Genomic DNA, 18,742 nt, shown 5'->3' with positions numbered 1-18,742 from the left:
GCAGTTATATCATTTTTACAGAATCTCTTACCTTAAGGCTCGGATCGATCATAAAAGAAGAGGGGATCCATTCATCCGAAGATGATTTTGTAAGCTGATCCACAATCAGTCTTGATATGATCGAGCTGACTTTGCTAAACGGATGCGAGACCGCTGTGATCCCAAACGCCTCCATCCACGGATAATCATCATATGAAATAAGACTGACGTCGCCCGGTATCGACAAATGCAGCTCTCTAAGCGCTAATATAACCGTTGCACACATTGCCTCGCTGACAGCGATGATCGCAGTGGGTTTTTCCTTAAGTATTTTTTCTTTCACCATCTGTTTCACGCTGTTTACATAATTAAGCGTATATAAATACCTCTTATCCACCACAAGCCCCATTTCTTCAAATGCCCGATAATAGCCGGGTTTCCGGATCAGTTCACTTCTGTCTGTGCGGGATGCAAGCATAATCTTTCTGTGGCCGTTTTTCAAAAGATAACTGGTTGCCAGATATGTCCCCAGTTCATCGTTAAACTGAATGGTATCTATATTTGAATATGCTGTCTGGAAAAGCTGTATCATGGGAAATTTTTTTTCCGCAAGCTCAAGTATCGCCTCTTGTTTTTCATCTGATACAGGCGTAAAAATAAGTGCGTCAGCCCCCATGGCCTGAATCTGTTTTACATTTTTATCATCCTGCGCAATAATCTCATCGTCATGGAGCACGACCAGCCGGTAACCATACCGCTCCAGTTCATTTGACACTCCTCGGGTTATATAGTTATTAAATGAATTTATAAATTCATTATAAATAATTGCAATCGTTTTACTGTCCCTGTAGGTTTTCCGATTTTTTCTTGGTCTGTAATCCAACTCCTTTGACGCTTTTAATACTCTTTTTCTGATTTCATCCGTTGTTGTATAATTTTCATCAAACACCTTATACACTGTCGGCACAGATACATTTGCCAGTTCTGCTACTTCCTTAATCGTTGCCATATTATTTTCTCCTTAATCAAATATTATATGATAGAACATGCTATATTATTTGATTTTATCAGAAAAACAGAGTCGACGCAATTCAAGATTTACCAGAATTAATTATGTGTTTTCTACAACCCAATTGATTTATTGTCAATTTTCTCTTTCTATATGTTGTATTTATCATACATCTTATCAAATAATTTGTCAATAATTATTTGATTTTTATTTGTTTTTAAATATAATTATTTTACATCTTGGATGATATCTAAAAACTCATATTAAAACAGCGGGCAGAAATCCTCTCTGCCCGCTGTCTTTTCTCATATTATCTTTTCTATATTATGCCCTGTACATCACAGCAATATCCTAGAACCTCTTGATCTTCCTCGTTGTCGTCTTCTCAAAGCGCATAACCTTTCCATCATTATTCCGGGTGGTGAACGTGGTAAAAAATACAAAGAATGGCAGTCTGATCAGAATGGCTCTACTTGGAAAACCCAGCTTAGAAGGGACATCAATGTTTGTATCAAGTCAGCTTCCACATACGAAGATTTTTTACTTTTAATGAGAGCCAAAGGATATGAAATTAAAGGGGAATCTTTTGAAGAAGATGCTGCCAAATACATCTCTTTCCGTCCTTTGGATAAAGAACATTTTGTCCGTGGCAGTACGAAATTGCTTGGTAAGGAATACACAAAGGAACGTATCCTGGAACGCATCAAAATGAAGTGTGAGCGAAAATCTGTTATTCCGAAAAAAGACTACTCTGCCCGCAGGCTCATTGATAGCTCGGATGAAAAATTCCAAAACAGTCCCGGACTCCAGCAATGGGCAGCTATCGAAAATTTGAAGATTGCTGCACAAAGCTATAATGAAGTTGGTTCTCTCTCCGATTTGAAGCATCAGATTACTGTAAAAACCGAAGCTGGAAAATCTGCCAAGCAGAGCGTTGTGAAACTGGAACACCGCATATAAGACCTTGCAGAAATCATCAAATATGCCAAGATATAAATATATGTACGCTCTGGAATGCTGCTTTGATACGCTGTGCATATTCGGGTTCCGCTTCGTTTGGTTTCATCGGCAACTTAATGAGTTTGATTCCACGTTGTTTACAGAGATGTTCCTTTAGTATGTCTATCTTCTCCGAGTCCGTATTCACTTGAATGGCAACCTGCTCCAGTGGAATATATACATCAAGTGCAATGCCGAATAACCTATCAGAGCCAAGTTCAACTTTCAATCCTTTCAAATTGGCATAATAACTGATTGCAAGAGCCGGGAACAACGACAGATACTCCTGCTCACATATTCTGCACCCTTTTCCGAGAACAGTTACTATTACTAAGAACTGCACAAATAATAAAGCGTATGTTGAAGGCATGGTTGACATCATTACCTCTTATGACGCTGCTATTTTTGCCATAATTATGGGCAAGTCAGATGAACCAATAGTTCATTACTGTTACATCCGATAAATATTTCTTCTCTTTTACAGAAAAAGTGCCTTACCTTTTGCCCCAGCTTACTCCGCATCCTGAGCAATAAATCCGATTACCTGCGTCTGATTTCTGATATTCTATTTTATCCGCAAATGCATTGCAGGCCAGGCAGCATGCCTGTATTTCTTGAAAATTGTTTGCATTTTCCTTTTCCTTGGAATTTTTTACCATACTCTGCGCTCTCAGTCTTCCTTCTCCATTGTAAACAAAGATTTCCCATTATAGCAGTCCGGACTGAACAGTCCCTGCTTATGGGTGACCGGGGTAAATACCTTCGTCTCCCCGGGAGCGATTTCTTCATGGTTGAAGATCAGGCTGTATCCCTTTTGATTTTTGATCACGGCCTGCTTAATATTATCGGACCAGCTGTAGGTCTCCATGACATTGCCGAATCCCTTCGGAAAATACCGGAAATCCAATGCGCAGGGATCTTCTTCGGTGGCATATTTCATGTATAATACGCTGTCCTGAAACATTCCGATGTGAACTCCCGGATTCACAATTCCCACAGCATCCCCGAGATGATATGCCAATTTGCTTCCGCTGTGAACGCTGGACACTTCAATGTAGACACAGTCCTCATATTTCCCTGCAATTTCGATCAGGCGCTGCTTCTCCTGTTCTTCCATCTGCGCAATCTCCTGCTGTCCTGTCTCCTGCAGAGCGCGGATCTTTCTCACCATTTCATCCGCCGTATCCTCCGGCTCTCCAAGTGACATTTTCGCTGCTGCGGCAATGATCCGGTCCAGTGCATTTTCCGAAGTATCAAGACGGGCCAGTTCCTCCCGGTATTCCTGTACTACATTCCCATACGGTGATACCATCATATATTTCAGCGGGCAGTGATAGACCGTATTTCTGGTCTCATAGATCAGAACATCCTCTTCCAGAGAAGCCTTGACCAACGTGGATGTCGTGGCTACATAGACATTTCTTCCCAGCCGTGGATGTACATCCGCAGTCCCCGACAGATTGTACTCTCCGTCATATACATAGGGCTCCCAGTTTCTCATTGTTACTTTTGCCTTTTCCATCCCGGATACCTCCTGTTTTTACTGAAAGTATACCAGATTCGGAGAATAATGTCATTCTACCGATGGTTGATTTTTGTATACAGAGCAATTTATTAAAAAATGCGCCAGAAGACTTATCTGCCTTCTGGCGCATTCATTATTTTTCTCTTAGTACAGCTTCGCGCCTGCCGGAATATGGTTGTCCACCATGAGCAGGTTCAGCTTCTCTTCGCCGTTCTCCTCGCATACTGCGGACAGCAGCATACCACAGGACTCAATGCCCATCATGGCTCTGGGGGGCAGGTTGGTGATGGCGATCAGTGTCTTCCCAACCAGTTCTTCCGGCTCATAGTAAGCGTGGATACCGGAGAGGATGGTGCGGTCGGTGCCGGTGCCGTCATCCAGAGTGAACTGTAACAGCTTCTTGGACTTGGGTACTGCCACGCACTCTTTTACCTTAACAGCTCTGAAATCGGACTTGCTGAAAGTCTCGAAGTCTACGGCTTCCTCGAACAGGGGCTCAATCTTCACGTTGGAGAAATCGATCTTGCTGTTCGGAGTGAAGAATCCGTTGTTATCACCGGCGGTCTGAGCACCTTCTGCCTTGCCGTCAGCTTTCTTGGAAGCGCTACTGTCTAAGCTCTTCATTGTCGGGATTGGATTGGTCAGTTCTTACGTCCTATTCCGTCTTTGTCCCCTTGGCTCCGTCCAAATGCATTTCAGGGTCTTTGAGGATTGCCGTCCTGTTCCGTGCTAATGTCTTAGCGTGTGGTACTGGATGCATCACTTTTCATTTTTCGGTCAGTCGGTGGATTAAGACGTAAACTGTAATTTGTGAGAAAAGGCACTGCTTTAACAGGCACTTTTAAATCACAAAAATCTTATCTTCCATCTTCTTGATCACTTCCTGCTTCTTCTCCTCGGTGCAATCTGCGTAGATATCCATCGTCGTCTGGATGTCCTTGTGTCCCATCACCGTCTGAATGACCTTGAGATTCGTTTCGTTCTCGCAAAGCCTGGTACAGAAAGTATTCACTCCTTATAATGTTTCCCTGAAATAAGGGACTGTTCTGCTTTCCAATAACTTCTTGATATCACCGATCAGATTCTTCACTGTCTGATAAGCTGCTTATCTACATCTCTTCCGGAATACATAACCCGAATCACTGTAACCAATTTCTTTGTCTTATCGGGGATATAGAAAATAACATAATTATCAACAGGCACAACTGGTGTATTTCGACTCTTCCAGGGCTCTCTTTCATATTGCCGGAACTTCTCCGGATACTCTCCCAAGGAAAGGATTTTTTCTTCGATCCGGTCAAGCTGTCCGGCTGCATTCTCAGGCGAAAGAAGATCAAATGCTATATACTCAAAGATACCGCGAAGATCGTTCTCAGCCTGCTCCGTAAAGGTAACATCATATTTCATACATTATAATCCCTTCGGATATCCGCAAAAACCTGAGTTGCAGATTTGGTATGCCCTGCCTGCATATCCGCATATCCTTTCTCAAGTTCCATGTCCAAAGTCTCTGCGTTCATTCTCGAAATATCAACAGGTCTCGCAGTTGGAATCTTTACCTCAAACGGAAGCCCCCTATTTAGAATGATCTGCTTATAAAACATATTGATAGCATTAGATGCCGGGATCCCCAAAGTAGCCAGAATTTCCTCAGCCTGTTCTTTAACATCCGGCTCTATTCTTGCATAAAGATTTGCTGATTTAGCTGCCATATCATCACGCCCCTTTCTTTTACCCATATTGTAAGTCAATGTACGGACAAAAGCAATACATTTTCCAAATCAGTGCCATGATCTGCTTCAAAAGAATCTCTCTTACAGACTGATCCTTCACATCTCGCAACAAACCAAGCGCTTCGTCCGCAAATCCATCATTATTATCTGCAAAACCCAGCAGATAATTCGGCGTAGTCTGAAGTACTTTGGCTATCTCTGCCAGACCGCTGGCTCTCATGTAAAATTTCTTTTACATAGCTTAATTGCGGTCTATTTAGCTTGTTTCCTGACTACTCAGGAAAAATATTTCTACCCTCGCCCCACCTGTATTTTCAGAATTTGAAAGTTTAATACCTCCACCATATTTTTCAGCCACAGTTTTTGCAAAAAATAGTCCCATCCCATAATGGGCTTCGCCATTTCTACTTGTGTCATCCATAAAAAACTGCTCTGTGCCATGCAATAATGCTTCTTTTGTAAATCCTGATCCGCTATCCTCCACAATGAATGTCAGCCGGCCATCCTGCTCCTTTGCGTCAATATAAATGATTCCATTTTCTTTTGTATGCTCCACTGCATTCTGAATCACATTCATTACGGCCCGGAACATTGGATCATAAGCAATCGTTACCTTTTTATCACTTTGTTCCGCCTTCCAATCTATCTTCTGGTGATAGATTTCTACCAGTCCGAGTGCCTGTTCCTTTATATCTGCGAAAAAATCTTCTAACCTCACCGTTGTATAGCTAACATCACTGCAATTCCATGATTTTGTGACATCTATCAACTGTTTTACATAACTTTGTATCTGTGTTGTGCCGTTCAAAACATAAGTGATATTTTTCTTCTGTTCTGTGGTCAGTTCAGTCTCTGAAAGTAGTTCTGCATTTCCCCGTACAATCGTAAGAGGTGTTTTAATATCATGCGCCAAAGCAGACATCTGCTGTTTCTTTTCCTGCTCTGTTCTCCACTGCTTTTCTAAAGATTCTCGCAATGCATCTCGCATATCATCGATTGCCGATAAACAGTCATCAAACTCTTTGATACCGGAACAGGATGTCTCATATTCCAGATTTTGATCCTTTATTTGTCCGATTGCGTCTAATACAGGCTGCATCTGCTTTTTGATTCTTTTTCCAAAACGTATGGACGGAATGATGATAATCGCTACCGCTCCAATCACAGACATAATACTCATCACATTCTGTGGTCCTATAAAATGCTCCCTCAAAAAAGCTGAATGATATTGAGGTGTCAGGCGATATTGCAATACAACATATTCATTTTCCCTTACAATTACTTTATAAAAATATTTCCCGGATGCGTTTCCGTACTTTGCAACATTCCATGCTATCTGTTCGTATTGTTCTGACAGATCTCCACCTATTTTCTCTCCATTCTCTGAAAAGATTACATAATCACAAAGTGCGGGAATCATCTCAGCAGTCACTTTATCTGCACGTAGAATCGTATCATATGCTTCATTAATCTTTTGCTCTGCATAATTTGCCGGATAAATACAGCCCACACTAATCAAAAGGCACAGCAGCAGCCAAGCAACAATCACCAAACCAACTAATGATCCAAGCATGACCAGTACATATCTCATAAAAATCCTGCTGAGTGCATTGCTTCTCTTTACTCTTCCCATTTATATCCAATCCCCCAGACTGTTTTTATCGGCATATAATCATAATCCGCAAATTTTGCTCTTATATTTTTGATATGCGTGATTATAGTACTGTCATTACTCTCATTGTCAAAGCCAAAGACCGCTTCCAATATCTGTTCCTTCGAGAAAACCTGTCCTCTGTTTTTAGCCAGAAATTCACAGATTTCGTACTCTGCTTTCGTAAACGGAAGTTCTTTATCATCCATCAACAGTTTCTTTTGAGACATCTGAATGCAGACTCTCCCTAAAACCATCCGGACAGAATGTTCCCTGTGCTCTCTTCTAAGATGTGCATTGATCCTTGCCCGAAGTTCCATCACTCCAAATGGTTTTGAAATATAATCATCTGCTCCTAAAGAAAGTCCGTTTACCAGACTGTTTTCCTCCGTTTTTGCCGTAAGAAACAAAATCGGACAATCCACAAGTGCCCTGATTCTTTTGCATAATTCGAAGCCGTCAATTCCAGGCATCATAATGTCCAGTAAAATCAGGTCATAACGATGTAATTCTTCCATATTAATTTTCAGTGGATTACTTACTTTGGTAACCAGATGTCCATCCTTATTCAAAATGCTTTCTATCATTTCCAGAATTGCCGGTTCATCATCAACTGCCAGTATTTTTGCCATAGTTTCCCTCGATTCTATTCCGATATTCTGTTTCCTTCCCAGTGGTTTACCCACCAAAAATAGTATACCATACTAATCCCTGTAAATATTAAGCAACCTGGTATGAATGACAACCATTCACCTACACTAGTTTCTCCCAATACAGATTGCAGATAAGTATATGGTACTCTACCCGTCCAGCAGACAAATACATATTTCCACACATAATCTCCAAGTCCGGTAAGCATCAATGCACTAATTAGTCCTGATATAATCCCTGCTCCAATGGATACCCCTTTTCCAAACTGAAAAGCCAGAATCAGCTGCCACAGATAAAGTGGAACACTGCTTCCCCACAGCAGCAATGCTGCAAATATACATCCTTTCATGATTTCGATATCGCTTGATGCGATTCTTCCAAATCCAATTCCGAATATGATTGCTGTCAATAGGATAGAGCACAGACACAAAACCAGTAGCATCAACAGTTTCGATAAAAATGCTGCAGGTTTATCCGGTAAAGACAACAGATTTTGAAAATCACCTGCATTTTGTTCCTGTTCCATCACACTTGCTGTAAAAATTCCAATAAGTACCGGAAGTCCTGCTCCTATTGCCTGATAAAATGCAATCACTTTCATATTTTCATTCCATGGTGAAAAAAAGTAATATATTAAAAATATAACGCTGGTTATAATCGGAATCAGTAAGTGTGCCAGAATCACAGATGTTCCTTTCATCTTTCGCAAGTCTGCATTAAGAGATCTTCCAATCATCTTATTTCACCTCTCTTCTCTCAAACCATTTCAAAAACAGAACCGTTACAAAAACAAACCAGATGATTGAGAGACACATTCCCGGAACAATGACTCCCGTATCCAAAAGAGGATTCCCTGCTTCTGCGGCAAGTCCATTTGGTAAAACATGAAGCAACGGGCACATCATTCGCATAGGGATTGCAGAAACAAGTACATACCAGATTCTGGTTTGTGATATTACCACACCGCTGACGGTAATAAACAGGCAGACGAACAGGTTTACAATCATTCCAAATCGTTCACTTAAAAATAAAGCTACCGGAATCTCCCATAACTCAGAAACCGTCAGAAACAATACTGCAATCAACGCTCCTCCAACTGGAACATGTGTCGTTAGAAGAAAGCCTCCAAGCGTTGCTCCTGCAAACACAATCACATTAGAAAACAAAATCATGTACCCAATATAAATAATTTTCCCCAGCAACAATTTTCTTCTGTCTGTGGGAATAGTCATTAAATGATAGTATTTTATCTTTTTCTCCTGCGCCACAGAAAGATAACAAAATAGAGCAATCATCCCCGGCAGCAAAAGTGTATACCACCAGTTCCAAACACTTTCTGCATAAGCATTTGTCATCCCAAGAGTAAATATAAATGCCATGACAAATGTAAGAAGAGGAAATCCCCAGATAAACTTTTTTCGCATGGTTCTTTTGGCTTTTTGATGTTCTGCTTTTATAATATTAACCATGGATTTCACCTGCTCTCCGGTTTTTTCTTACCACATTCATAAACAAATCTTCAAGATTATCTCCCTGCTTTAATGCTCCTTCGTATCCTAAGATTCCACCTGAAATAATCCCGACTTTATCTGCAAGTAACTGTACCTCTGAGAGAATATGACTGGAGAGAATTACAGTGATTCCCTGTTCCGGAAAAGACCGGATCAGCTCTCGTAATTCCTCGATGCCTATTGGATCTAATCCATTCGTAGGTTCATCCAATATCAAAAGTTCCGGTTCTCCAAGCAATGCCATTGCAATGCCTAGTCTTTGCTTCATCCCCAAAGAAAACTGTCCTGCTTTCTTCTTTCCGGTGTTTGTAAGTGATACAATCTGCAAGACCTCATCAATTCTGTTTTCATCTGTACCAAGCAATAATTGTCTTACCTTCAAATTCTCTCTGGCGGAAAGATTTTCATAAATAGGCGGATTTTCAATTAACGCTCCTATTTTTGATAAATCTTTCCTATCCAAAAGTTTTCCATCAAAGTAAATCTTTCCTGCAGTTGGTTTCATCATACCGGTCAGCATTTTCAATGTGGTAGATTTACCAGCGCCATTCGGTCCAAGCAGTCCATAAATCTGTCCCTTTTCGATATTAAGTGAAACATTATTTACCGCTTTCTGTTTTCTAAAATATTTACATAGATTTTGTGTCTGTAACATCATTTCCATCTTTACTATCCTTCCTTCTATATTTCATTTCTTACTGAAATATAACCTAACAGAAAAAAATAAAGATTTGATGAAGATTTATTCCCGTATGGAATAAACCATCAATTGAATATCATTATCAGGACTCGGCTTTCCACTGAAGTCAGCAAAGCTGTTACAAATACGAAGTCCTAATTTACAGAATATCTCCGTGATTTCATCCAAACTATATATCATCCTTATACTTCCATACCTGACTGTATGGCTTCTTTTTCAGCTTTCCAATCCGGTAAAGCTTTGCATAATATCTTTTCTGCAATATCCACTCTCTTCATGCTCCTCATTCATCATTTCTTCAATGACAAAATCATTTTTATCAATTTTCCCATCATGATCATAATCTATCATAAGCACAATACCTCTGATACTCACTTGCGATTTTTGTATTCCGGCTTCATTTTCTCTATGTAATGCTGTTTTTCAATTCTGTCGCTATCTGGCACATCTTCATCCAATTCCAATAATTTATTCACTCTCATGTGCCTGTTATTGTGGCTATGAGATTCAGTTCCTGCTCGTTCAGGCAGATTTCCTTGCGGATGGGTCGCGTGCGATCCGGCATATTGAAACACTCCTTTCACAATACAACGGACATTTTTCTGCCGTTTTTTAAGTATCGGAGAAGAAAAAATGTCCCCGCTTTCGAAAAAGCGGGGACATCACGATCTGCGGATATTGAGATTTGAGAGAACAGCAAGCACAGCCGCTGTCCATACACGCGGCGATTTTTGGAATATCCCAAGCTCTTTGCATTTGGCATACAGCCCAATGCTCAGAAGTTATCCGATTATGAATCATTCAGTGCCGAGCACTTGCTTTCTTCATGAACTCCAGATAAAGACTGTACAGCACGGCGCAGACGGGAACGCTGAACAGCATCCCTAAGATGCCGAATGCTTCGCCGCCGATTGTGACAGCCATCAACACCAACAGTCCGGGAAGCCCAACGGACTTACCGACCACCTTGGGATAAATCAGGTTGCCCTCCACCTGCTGTAAAACGAGCAAAAAGAGAATGAACCACAGCGCCTTGCCGGGTTCTGCCAGCAGGATCAAAAACGCACCAAGACCGCCGCCGATCCATGCGCCGAAAATCGGCACCAGCGCAGTAACAGCCACAAACGCCGAGACCGCACCGGCATACGGGATCCCAAGAATCAGCATTCCAAAGAAGCACAGAACGCCGATGATAACCGCTTCGGTAAGCTGACCGCTGACAAAATTTGTAAATGTCTGGTTGGTCAGAGAAGCGATACTCAGCAGCCGCTGCGCCTTCTTTTGCGGCAGGACTGTCACAACGAGCTTTTTCAAATGTGCCGCGACGACTTCCTTCTTTGCAAGCAGATACAGCGCAAAGACAAGTCCCAAGAGAACGTCCACCAAAACCGACAGGACAGAGATTGCCGCGCCCCACGTCACGGTAAGGATGCCGCTTCCCTCGTCGCTGATCAAGGCGGTGAGCTTCTCGATCAACAGGTCAGAGTCTATGGTGTATTCGGGCAGGACAATATTATATTTTGCGGCAAACTGGACAACGCCTGTCCACCACCGCCCGATTTCCTCCACATAGAGCGGAATGTTTTGGACAAACTCTTCGCCGGATTCCCGCAGGCTGGGGATCATCATAAACACCACGGCAAACAGAATTCCAAGGACAAGTACGGTGCTTGCTGTCAGGCACACAGGGCGGACCAGCTTTGCAGGAGCTTTGCGGCACACCTTGTTCCAGCAGCATTCCAACGGTCGAAGGACTACGTTGATCAAAAAAGCAATCGCGCCGCCGATCAAAAACGGAGTGAACAGCGCAAGCACCTTGCCGAGAAACCGCAAAACAACGTCAAGGTTTACCAGTGCCCATGCGAATATGATCAGCAGCACCAGTGCGCGGGTAATATAGCGAATGATCGTCTTGTCCGGCCACTTGCTTCCCTGCGGCGCGGGATTCTTGTTTCTGTCACCGGCTGTGTTTTGTGGTTTTTTCTCCATGTATTTCCTTTCTGTCAGTATGGGAGACCCTTTCAAATCCGAAAGCACTTTTGCAGGGCTTTATACTCACCCAACGCCAAAATCGTAGTGTCATCGGACAATATGGTGTCCGGCGTAACGGAAACATCCGTTTTTCCTGCGCGTTTGATGCCAAGAATGGTGATGCCAAACTTTCTGCGGACGTTCAGCTCACCAACGCTTTTCCCGATCCACGCCTCCGGCACCTGCACTTCAAAGATGGCGTGCTGCTCGTCGATCTCTATGTAGTCGAAAATATGGTCGGCAGTGAATCGGATCGCCGCCCATTTTGCCATCTGCTTTTCAGGGTAGACCACGTTATCTGCGCCGTTGCGGAGCAGAAACTTCTCCTGCACATCGCGTTCGGCGCGGGATACCACGCATTTGGCACCCAGCTCTTTCAGCAGCGAGGTGGTCTCCAGCGAGTTCTGGAAGCTGCCGCTGATGGTCACAAAACAAACATCAAAATTTCCGATACCGAGCGAACGCAGAAACTCCGCATTGGTGCTGTCGCCGATCTGTGCGTTGGTGACAAACGGAAGCACATCGTTGATCCGTTCCTCATTGGTATCGACTGCCATGACCTGATGCCCCAGTTGAGAGAGCTGCATGGCGATATGCCGCCCGAAGCGGCCTGCTCCGATCAATAAAACATTTTTCATGGGATAGATGCTCCTTTGCTTATCCAATCGTGATGCTTTCCCGCGGCAGCTTTGCGCTGCCGGTTTTCTTGCTGGACACCGCCGCATAAATGAGTGTAAGCCCGCCGACCCTGCCCAGATACATCAGCGCGATCAATACCATTTGCGAGGGAATATGCAGCTGCGGCGTAATACCCAATGTCAGTCCAACCGTGCCTACCGCCGACGCTGCTTCATACAGACAGGAGGACAGCGGGAGATCCTCGTATACGCTGATAAAAACGCCTCCGCCAAAGAACAGCGCAAGGTACATCGTCAGGATGGTCGCGGCGGTTTTGACGGTGCTGCAATCGACTCTGCGCCCAAAGAACTGGGCGCTGTCTCGCTGGCGGAAGGTCGCGGCAGCATTGGAAAGCAGAACTGCCAGCGTGGTGGTTTTCATGCCGCCTGCCGTAGACCCCGGAGAGCCGCCAATGAGCATCAGAAGGATCATCACGCCCAGCGATGCGCCGGACATGGCGGGTAGATCGACTGTGTTGAAGCCCGCCGTTCTCGGCGTGACCGATTGGAACAGGGCTGCCTGAACCCGCGCTCCGAGGGGAAGGGCATCAAAGTCCACAAAGAAGAAAAACAGCGCTGGAAGGACGATCAGCGTGAGTGTCGTAACGAGAATGACCTTACTTTGCATTCGATAACGGTGGAAATGCAGCTTGTTTTCGCAAATGTCATCCCACGTTAAGAATCCGATGCCGCCGGTTATGATCAGCAGCATAACCGTGATATTGATCACCGGATTTTGGACATAACCGGTAAGGGACGGATACAAATTATTGTTCGTTCCCAGAATGTCAAACCCTGCGTTGCAAAAGGCGGAGATGGAGTGAAATACCGCCATCCAGATCCCGTGCCATCCGTAGTCGCGGCAAAACACCGGCAGCATGGCGAGCGCACCGATCAGTTCGATCAGAAATGTCCCTCGTAGGATGAACCGTGTCAGCCGGACGATCCCTCCGACCTTCGGCGCTGAGATGGCGTCCTGCATGGTGCTGCGCTGCATCAGAGAGATCCTTCGCCCGGACAGTAGCGCAAACGATGCCGCCACAGTGACAACACCGAGCCCGCCTATCTGAATCAGCGTCAGGATCACCGCCTTGCCAAAAACTGACCAATAGCTGCCGGTATCCTGCACCACAAGACCCGTCACACAAACAGCGGAGGTCGCGGTGAAAAGTGCTTCATGAAATGGCGTTACGCACCTGGCTGTTGTGGAAAGCGGCAGCATCAGCAGCAACGCACCCAACAGAATGACCCCGGCAAAACCCAATATGATAATTTGAAAAGACGAAAGGCGGTGCTTTCTACAAACCATTTCTTCCGACATCATCCTCACCCCTTATGAATCGCGTGATTGCTTTATTGTTCACAGGTCAGACACACGTCGCATTGCCTGACTGTGATGAAGGATACCCTGTACGCGCTCAGATCGGAGACCGTGATCTCCAAATTCTGAGCGGTAAAGGAATCGCCCTTGACGGGGACTCTATTCAGCTGCTCCATGACCCAGCCGCCGACAGAAACACTGTCCGATTCCAGCTTGATGTCAAAGAATTCCGTAAAATCCTCCAGGCTGACGGAGCAGTCCACGCGATAGGTATTCTCGTCCAGCTTTTCAAAATCTTCCTCCACCTCGTCGTGTTCGTCCCAAATTTCACCAACCAGTTCTTCCAGAATATCCTCCATCGTAACAATACCAAGCGTTCCGCCGAAATCATCTACGACCACGGCGATATGGGACTTCTGATGCTGGAACATTTTCAAAATATCCCGGATTTTTGTGTACTGATAGACAAACAACGGTTTCGTCATGATCTCCGCAATGGGCTGATCCGTCATCTTGCCGTTGATATAGAAATCCTTCTGATGAAGAACGCCGACGATCTGATCAATGGTATCCCGGTAGACCAGCAGACGGGAAAAGCGGGACTGGGTAAAGGCTCTGGAAATTTCCTCATGACTCTTGTCGATGTCCACGGCTTCCAGGTCAATTCGATGGGTCAAAATTTCTGCCGCCGTCAGGTCACGGAATTCAAGGGCATTGCGCAGCAGCTCGCCTTCGTTTTCGTCAATTCCGCCGTCCTGCTCCACGTCCTCCATAAAAAGGAGCAGTTCCTCGTGGGACATTTTTTCATCGTCATCCGTCTTGAAGAAGCGGGAAACCAGCTTCTTCCACTGGGAAAAGAGGAAATTCAGCGGCGTCAGAATCAAAATCCAAAGGCGGATAAACGGAGCACTGAACAAAGCGAAACGTTCCGGGGTATCCTTTGTAACACTTTTAGGGGTGATCTCACCAAAAATCAAAACAACGATCGTTACGACGACCGTAGAAACTGTCGCGCCAATATCGCCATAAAGCCCTACGAACAAAAGTGTGCCGATGGATGCCACCATGATATTCACGATATTGTTGCCGATCAGGATGGTGGAGATCAGCTTGTCATAGTCTTCAGATAGCTTGAGCGCCAGCGTTGCCCGCTTGTTTCCATTGTCCGCCAACACCTTGAGGCGGGTCTTATTCAGGGATGAGAACGCCGTTTCTGTGGCGCTGAAATAGGCGGACATGGCAATGCAGACCACCATTACGAAAATACTTCCCAAATAATTCATTTCAAACTCCTTTATGTTCTGTTCCTACGATTATTTCATACAAAAAAGACACGTCTATACCCGATATCGCAGCAAAGGGCGTAGATATGTCACATACGAACAGACCATATAAGAGCGGCTGCCGTTATCGTCGCTACTGTCGTTTTCCACGGATTTCTTCCTCCTTTTTATTTAGTGTTTCCATCATAGCATTTTCGTGGTGTAGATTCAGTAAAGAAACAGATGCGGTACAACATCCTCCTGCGAGAAATCTTGAAACGCTTCCTCTTATGCGATATAATAACTGCTGGCTGTTATTTATACCACTGGATTTAAGCCGTTTTTCTCCCGGGCTTCGCCCGAAACCGAAAAACATGGCGTATTATACCGCAATAAATTTCAGGAGAAGCATGATGAAGAATCGACAGCGACAAAAAGATACTCTATTTTCGATCCTTATTTTTTGCAGTGCCTTTGCCGTCAATTTGCTGATTCAGAAGCTCTTTACCACGCAGACGCTGGTACCCATGATCTTTGTGTTCGGCGTGTTTTTGATCTCGCTGAGAACCCACGGGTATTGCTATGGCATCACTTCGGCAATTGTCAGCGTATTTGCGGTGAATTTTGCCTTTACCTATCCCTATTATGTCTTCGACTTTTTCGTGGAGGAAAGCATCCTATCTGCCGTCATTATGCTGGCAGTTGCCGTTTCCACCAGTACGCTGAACAGCCGCATTCGGGATCAGGAAAAGCTGCGGGCAGAAAGTGAAAAAGAGAGAATGCGGAGCAATCTGCTGCGGGCGATTTCCCATGATCTGCGCACACCACTCACCTCCATATACGGGTCCTCCTCCACGCTGATCTCCAAGTATGACGCGCTGCCAAAGGAGCAACAGCTCAAGCTGTTGGGAGAAATTCAGGAGGACAGCGAATGGCTCATCCGCATGGTTGAAAATCTTCTGTCGGTTACAAGAATCGACGGTGCGAAAGTGGAAGTCGTGAAGACACCCACGGTTCTGGATGAGCTGATTGACTCGGTTCTCATGAAGTTTTCCAAAAAGCATCCGAATCAGAAGGTCATCACACATATACCGGAGGAATTTGTGGACATTCCCATGGATTCGCTCCTTATTGAACAGGTACTGCTGAATCTTCTGGAAAATGCCGTATTCCACGCAAAAGGCATGACGGAGCTGACTCTTTCCGTTTCTCTTGTGGGGGATAAGGCGGTATTTGAGGTTGCCGACAACGGCTGCGGCATCCCGGATGATGCACTTCAAAAGATTTTCACCGGAAGTTATGAAAAGTCCGCCGCGCCGGTGGACGGAACCCGCAGCAATATGGGAATCGGACTATCCGTGTGCGCCGCCATCGTCAAGGCGCACGGCAGCGAGATTACTGCGGAAAATAGGAAGGGCGGCGGCGCGGTATTCCGCTTTGCTCTGGAAAAAGGGGGTGAGGACGATGGGCAATAACAAGTACAAACTTCTGATTGTAGAGGACGAGGCCAACATCAGAAGTTTTATCAAAGCCAATCTGGAAACCAGCGACTATCAGGTGCTCTGCGCGGAAACCTGCGAGCTTGGCATGATGATGTATGCCTCCCATCATCCGGACCTCATCCTTTTGGATCTTGGTCTGCCGGATCGAGACGGTATGAGCTTGATTCAAGAAGTTCGGGAGACAGACACCGTGCCCATCATTGTGCTTTCCGCCCGTTCCAACGAGAGGGATAAGGTGGAGGCGTTGGATCTGGGCGCGAATGACTATATCACCAAGCCTTTTGGCACGGAGGAACTACTGGCTCGCATCCGCGCCGTTCTCCGCAGCCATCGGCACAGTGAAGAGGATGAAAGCAGTCCCGACGGGAAATTCCGCCTGCAGGATTTGCTGATTGATTACGATACACGGCAGGTTTTTGTAGGGAAAGAGGAGATCGACCTGACCCAGACGGAATACAACATCATGGCGTTTCTCTCCGTTCACGCCGGAAAGGTGCTGACGTATGCCGCCATCATTCAGGCGGTCTGGGGGTATTCGGACTATGGCAGCGTCAAAAAGCTGCAAGTCAATATGAAGAACATCCGCAAGAAAATGGGCGTGACGCCCGGTGAAAAGCGCTACATCATCAACGAGCTTGGCGTCGGATACCGTATGCTGGCGGAGGATGAGGCATAGCGCTGCCAAAGTTCTACGCCGCTTGACAGGCGTGTACAATGCAAATGAGCTTTTTCCGTTTCTATACCAAACGGAGAAGGCTCATTTTTGTTTGGAGGATCAAAGGAGTGAAACGCCTTGTATCTCTCTGCGCCGGTGCGCAGATAAAAAAGCTACCCTGCTTTTGCGCAGGGCAGCTTAAATATTGTTGGTAATGTTGCAGCAGGCGATTTTCGCAACTGCATACCGCCGGTTCCTCTACGCCATTTTTACGTCATTTCTGCGTGGGGATGCGTAGGGAAATAGGAACTTTTATGTTTTGACTTCATCCGAAAATGCCTGTCCTATCAAGCTTTATCGACATTTGTGCGTTTGCGGAGACTTACAGAAACAGGCTCGCTTGATTGAGTGCGCAGTTGTATCTATAACATTTAATTCATAGATTCCTAAATTAGAAAATTGTTTCCACATTGTTTCAACTAATTCAATATTTGTTTCTCTATCTAACTTTGAGCGTTGATAGCTCGCTTCATAGTTTCTTCTTTTTATACTTCTTCATAATAAACTATCTCCTACACAAATTCCGATTTCTCAGTTTCAAAAACTGAAAGTTTCTTTTTCTTGATAAATGGGGATTAGTTTTCCTTTTTTCCAATCAGCAATAACCACCTATGGTCAAAGCATATTTGTCCCTCCTTGATATAGGGATTAAAACCTGTTTTATCTCCACCATTCAAATCGTATTCCATTTTATCAATAATATCTTTTTGAATATCCTCTGGTGTACTTGTCAAATCCATCCAACTTTGTAGATTTACAGGAACAAGTGTTGTTTCTTCAAGCTGAAGCTCAAAAGCATCCTCAAACAATGCTTCAAATTCTTCTCTGCTAAGTATTCTTGTATGTGAGTTATCACGCATCGTTTCAATAGCGTCATTAGTTTCACGCAATTCTTCTGTAGTCGCTACCATATCCCAAATAACAAGTTTTCCACCTTTTTTCAAAACTCGTTGCATCTCCCGAAAAGGCTTTTCAGGCTCAACAAAATGGTGCAATGAAAGTCTTGTAATCACAAGGTCAAATGTTTCATCTTCAAAAGGTAAGCATTCCGCATTCCCCGATACAAATGATATGTTCTGAATACCTTCTTGCTTTGCCAGTTTTTTTCCCTGCTCCAACATTGCTTCTGTCAAATCCAAACAAGTAATGTCCTTAACATAAGGAGCCACTGCTCTTCCACATATACAGGTTCCAGCAGCAACCTCCAATGCATGTTCATTGCCCTTTGCCTGAATACTACGAATCAAATAATCGGTATATTCTGCCTTAGACATATGATATGAAGCAAATTTCTCTGCTTGTGTACCAAATGATTTTTTCACTTCATTATAGTTATTCATAAACTTTTACCTCGCTGTAAACTTCAAAGTTTCTGTTCCTTACAAACTTCGATTTATCTTTTTCTTTCTGAAAATGGGCAATTCCGCAATGGAACTGCCCATATATCTTTAAAATATGCGATTTTTAAGGCTCTGC

21 protein-coding genes and 1 pseudogene are annotated in these 18,742 nt (G+C 44.3%); 3 read left to right on the top strand and 19 right to left on the bottom strand.

Annotated elements, in window-relative coordinates; translation table 11 throughout:
- Positions 1 to 4: 4 nt before the first annotated feature.
- Positions 5 to 988 (bottom strand): LacI family DNA-binding transcriptional regulator, encoded by a 984-nt coding sequence (locus H9Q77_RS02945; protein ID WP_118547326.1) that lies wholly within the window; start codon positions 986 to 988, stop codon positions 5 to 7.
- 549 nt (positions 989 to 1,537) lie between these two features.
- Here H9Q77_RS02945 and H9Q77_RS16925 point away from each other — a divergent pair.
- Positions 1,538 to 1,948: a hypothetical protein gene (locus H9Q77_RS16925; RefSeq protein WP_408641165.1), complete on the top strand. Its 411-nt coding sequence runs from the start codon at positions 1,538 to 1,540 to the stop codon at positions 1,946 to 1,948.
- Between the two features lie 16 nt (positions 1,949 to 1,964).
- Here the strand turns inward: H9Q77_RS16925 and H9Q77_RS02935 are convergent, their stop codons facing one another.
- From H9Q77_RS02935 to H9Q77_RS02860, 17 genes and pseudogenes are all read right to left on the bottom strand, one after another.
- Positions 1,965 to 2,369, bottom strand: coding sequence for a hypothetical protein (locus H9Q77_RS02935; protein ID WP_249326491.1), 405 nt, complete (start codon positions 2,367 to 2,369; stop codon positions 1,965 to 1,967).
- Between the two features lie 288 nt (positions 2,370 to 2,657).
- A complete protein-coding gene (locus H9Q77_RS02930) occupies positions 2,658 to 3,509 on the bottom strand; it encodes a hypothetical protein (protein WP_118547327.1) in 852 nt (283 codons plus the stop codon).
- Positions 3,510 to 3,656: 147 nt separating this feature from the next.
- Complete coding sequence (locus tag H9Q77_RS02925; protein ID WP_118547328.1) at positions 3,657 to 4,136, bottom strand: hypothetical protein; 480 nt, start codon at positions 4,134 to 4,136, stop codon at positions 3,657 to 3,659.
- 217 nt (positions 4,137 to 4,353) lie between these two features.
- A pseudogene (locus H9Q77_RS02920) lies at positions 4,354 to 4,521 on the bottom strand (tyrosine-type recombinase/integrase); the annotation flags it as partial.
- Between the two features lie 77 nt (positions 4,522 to 4,598).
- Positions 4,599 to 4,919, bottom strand: coding sequence for a type II toxin-antitoxin system RelE/ParE family toxin (locus tag H9Q77_RS02915; RefSeq protein WP_249326490.1), 321 nt, complete (start codon positions 4,917 to 4,919; stop codon positions 4,599 to 4,601).
- Positions 4,916 to 5,224 (bottom strand): type II toxin-antitoxin system RelB/DinJ family antitoxin, encoded by a 309-nt coding sequence (locus tag H9Q77_RS02910; protein ID WP_249327123.1) that lies wholly within the window; start codon positions 5,222 to 5,224, stop codon positions 4,916 to 4,918. Before H9Q77_RS02910 ends, H9Q77_RS02915 begins: the two co-directional genes overlap by 4 nt.
- A gap of 19 nt (positions 5,225 to 5,243) precedes the next feature.
- Entirely contained in the window at positions 5,244 to 5,465 is a 222-nt protein-coding gene (locus H9Q77_RS02905; protein ID WP_249326489.1) for a hypothetical protein, read from the bottom strand.
- Positions 5,466 to 5,501: 36 nt separating this feature from the next.
- Positions 5,502 to 6,878: a sensor histidine kinase gene (locus tag H9Q77_RS02900; protein ID WP_249326488.1), complete on the bottom strand. Its 1,377-nt coding sequence runs from the start codon at positions 6,876 to 6,878 to the stop codon at positions 5,502 to 5,504.
- Positions 6,866 to 7,528 (bottom strand): response regulator transcription factor, encoded by a 663-nt coding sequence (locus H9Q77_RS02895; protein WP_015512795.1) that lies wholly within the window; start codon positions 7,526 to 7,528, stop codon positions 6,866 to 6,868. The genes H9Q77_RS02900 and H9Q77_RS02895 overlap by 13 nt, the downstream gene beginning before the upstream one ends.
- A 14-nt stretch (positions 7,529 to 7,542) precedes the next feature.
- A complete protein-coding gene (locus H9Q77_RS02890; RefSeq protein ID WP_005330844.1) occupies positions 7,543 to 8,283 on the bottom strand; it encodes a lantibiotic immunity ABC transporter MutG family permease subunit in 741 nt (246 codons plus the stop codon).
- 1 nt (position 8,284) lies between these two features.
- The gene (locus H9Q77_RS02885) at positions 8,285 to 9,016 is read right to left on the bottom strand and encodes a lantibiotic immunity ABC transporter MutE/EpiE family permease subunit (RefSeq protein WP_004853398.1); all 732 of its coding nucleotides are present in this window, start codon (positions 9,014 to 9,016) and stop codon (positions 8,285 to 8,287) included.
- Positions 9,009 to 9,722: a lantibiotic protection ABC transporter ATP-binding protein gene (locus H9Q77_RS02880; RefSeq protein ID WP_249326487.1), complete on the bottom strand. Its 714-nt coding sequence runs from the start codon at positions 9,720 to 9,722 to the stop codon at positions 9,009 to 9,011. The genes H9Q77_RS02885 and H9Q77_RS02880 overlap by 8 nt, the downstream gene beginning before the upstream one ends.
- A 252-nt stretch (positions 9,723 to 9,974) precedes the next feature.
- Positions 9,975 to 10,109 (bottom strand): hypothetical protein, encoded by a 135-nt coding sequence (locus H9Q77_RS16610; protein ID WP_283244804.1) that lies wholly within the window; start codon positions 10,107 to 10,109, stop codon positions 9,975 to 9,977.
- Between the two features lie 450 nt (positions 10,110 to 10,559).
- Entirely contained in the window at positions 10,560 to 11,747 is a 1,188-nt protein-coding gene (locus tag H9Q77_RS02875) for an AI-2E family transporter (protein WP_249326486.1), read from the bottom strand.
- A 32-nt stretch (positions 11,748 to 11,779) separates the two neighbouring features.
- Positions 11,780 to 12,427: a potassium channel family protein gene (locus H9Q77_RS02870; protein WP_118547331.1), complete on the bottom strand. Its 648-nt coding sequence runs from the start codon at positions 12,425 to 12,427 to the stop codon at positions 11,780 to 11,782.
- A 19-nt stretch (positions 12,428 to 12,446) separates the two neighbouring features.
- Positions 12,447 to 13,787, bottom strand: coding sequence for a TrkH family potassium uptake protein (locus H9Q77_RS02865; RefSeq protein WP_118547334.1), 1,341 nt, complete (start codon positions 13,785 to 13,787; stop codon positions 12,447 to 12,449).
- 32 nt (positions 13,788 to 13,819) lie between these two features.
- Positions 13,820 to 15,070 carry an HlyC/CorC family transporter gene (locus H9Q77_RS02860; protein WP_249326485.1) on the bottom strand — a complete coding sequence of 417 codons (1,251 nt, stop codon included), beginning with the start codon at positions 15,068 to 15,070 and terminating at the stop codon, positions 13,820 to 13,822.
- Positions 15,071 to 15,462: 392 nt separating this feature from the next.
- On the opposite strand from H9Q77_RS02860, the gene H9Q77_RS02855 reads away from it, so the two are divergent.
- A complete protein-coding gene (locus tag H9Q77_RS02855) occupies positions 15,463 to 16,524 on the top strand; it encodes a sensor histidine kinase (protein ID WP_249326484.1) in 1,062 nt (353 codons plus the stop codon).
- Positions 16,514 to 17,227, top strand: a complete 714-nt coding sequence (locus H9Q77_RS02850) for a response regulator transcription factor (RefSeq protein WP_118547333.1) — start codon at positions 16,514 to 16,516, stop codon at positions 17,225 to 17,227. Before H9Q77_RS02855 ends, H9Q77_RS02850 begins: the two co-directional genes overlap by 11 nt.
- A 614-nt stretch (positions 17,228 to 17,841) precedes the next feature.
- Here H9Q77_RS02850 and H9Q77_RS02845 read toward each other — a convergent pair.
- A complete protein-coding gene (locus H9Q77_RS02845; protein ID WP_023924069.1) occupies positions 17,842 to 18,606 on the bottom strand; it encodes a class I SAM-dependent methyltransferase in 765 nt (254 codons plus the stop codon).
- Positions 18,607 to 18,742: the final 136 nt, after the last annotated feature.

This window comes from Simiaoa sunii (genome assembly GCF_014337175.1).
In the GTDB taxonomy this organism is placed as follows: Bacteria; Bacillota; Clostridia; order Lachnospirales; family Lachnospiraceae; genus Acetatifactor; species Acetatifactor intestinalis.
The sequence above is the reverse complement of the archived record's forward strand: the minus strand, read 5'-3'. Positions and strand labels throughout refer to the sequence as shown.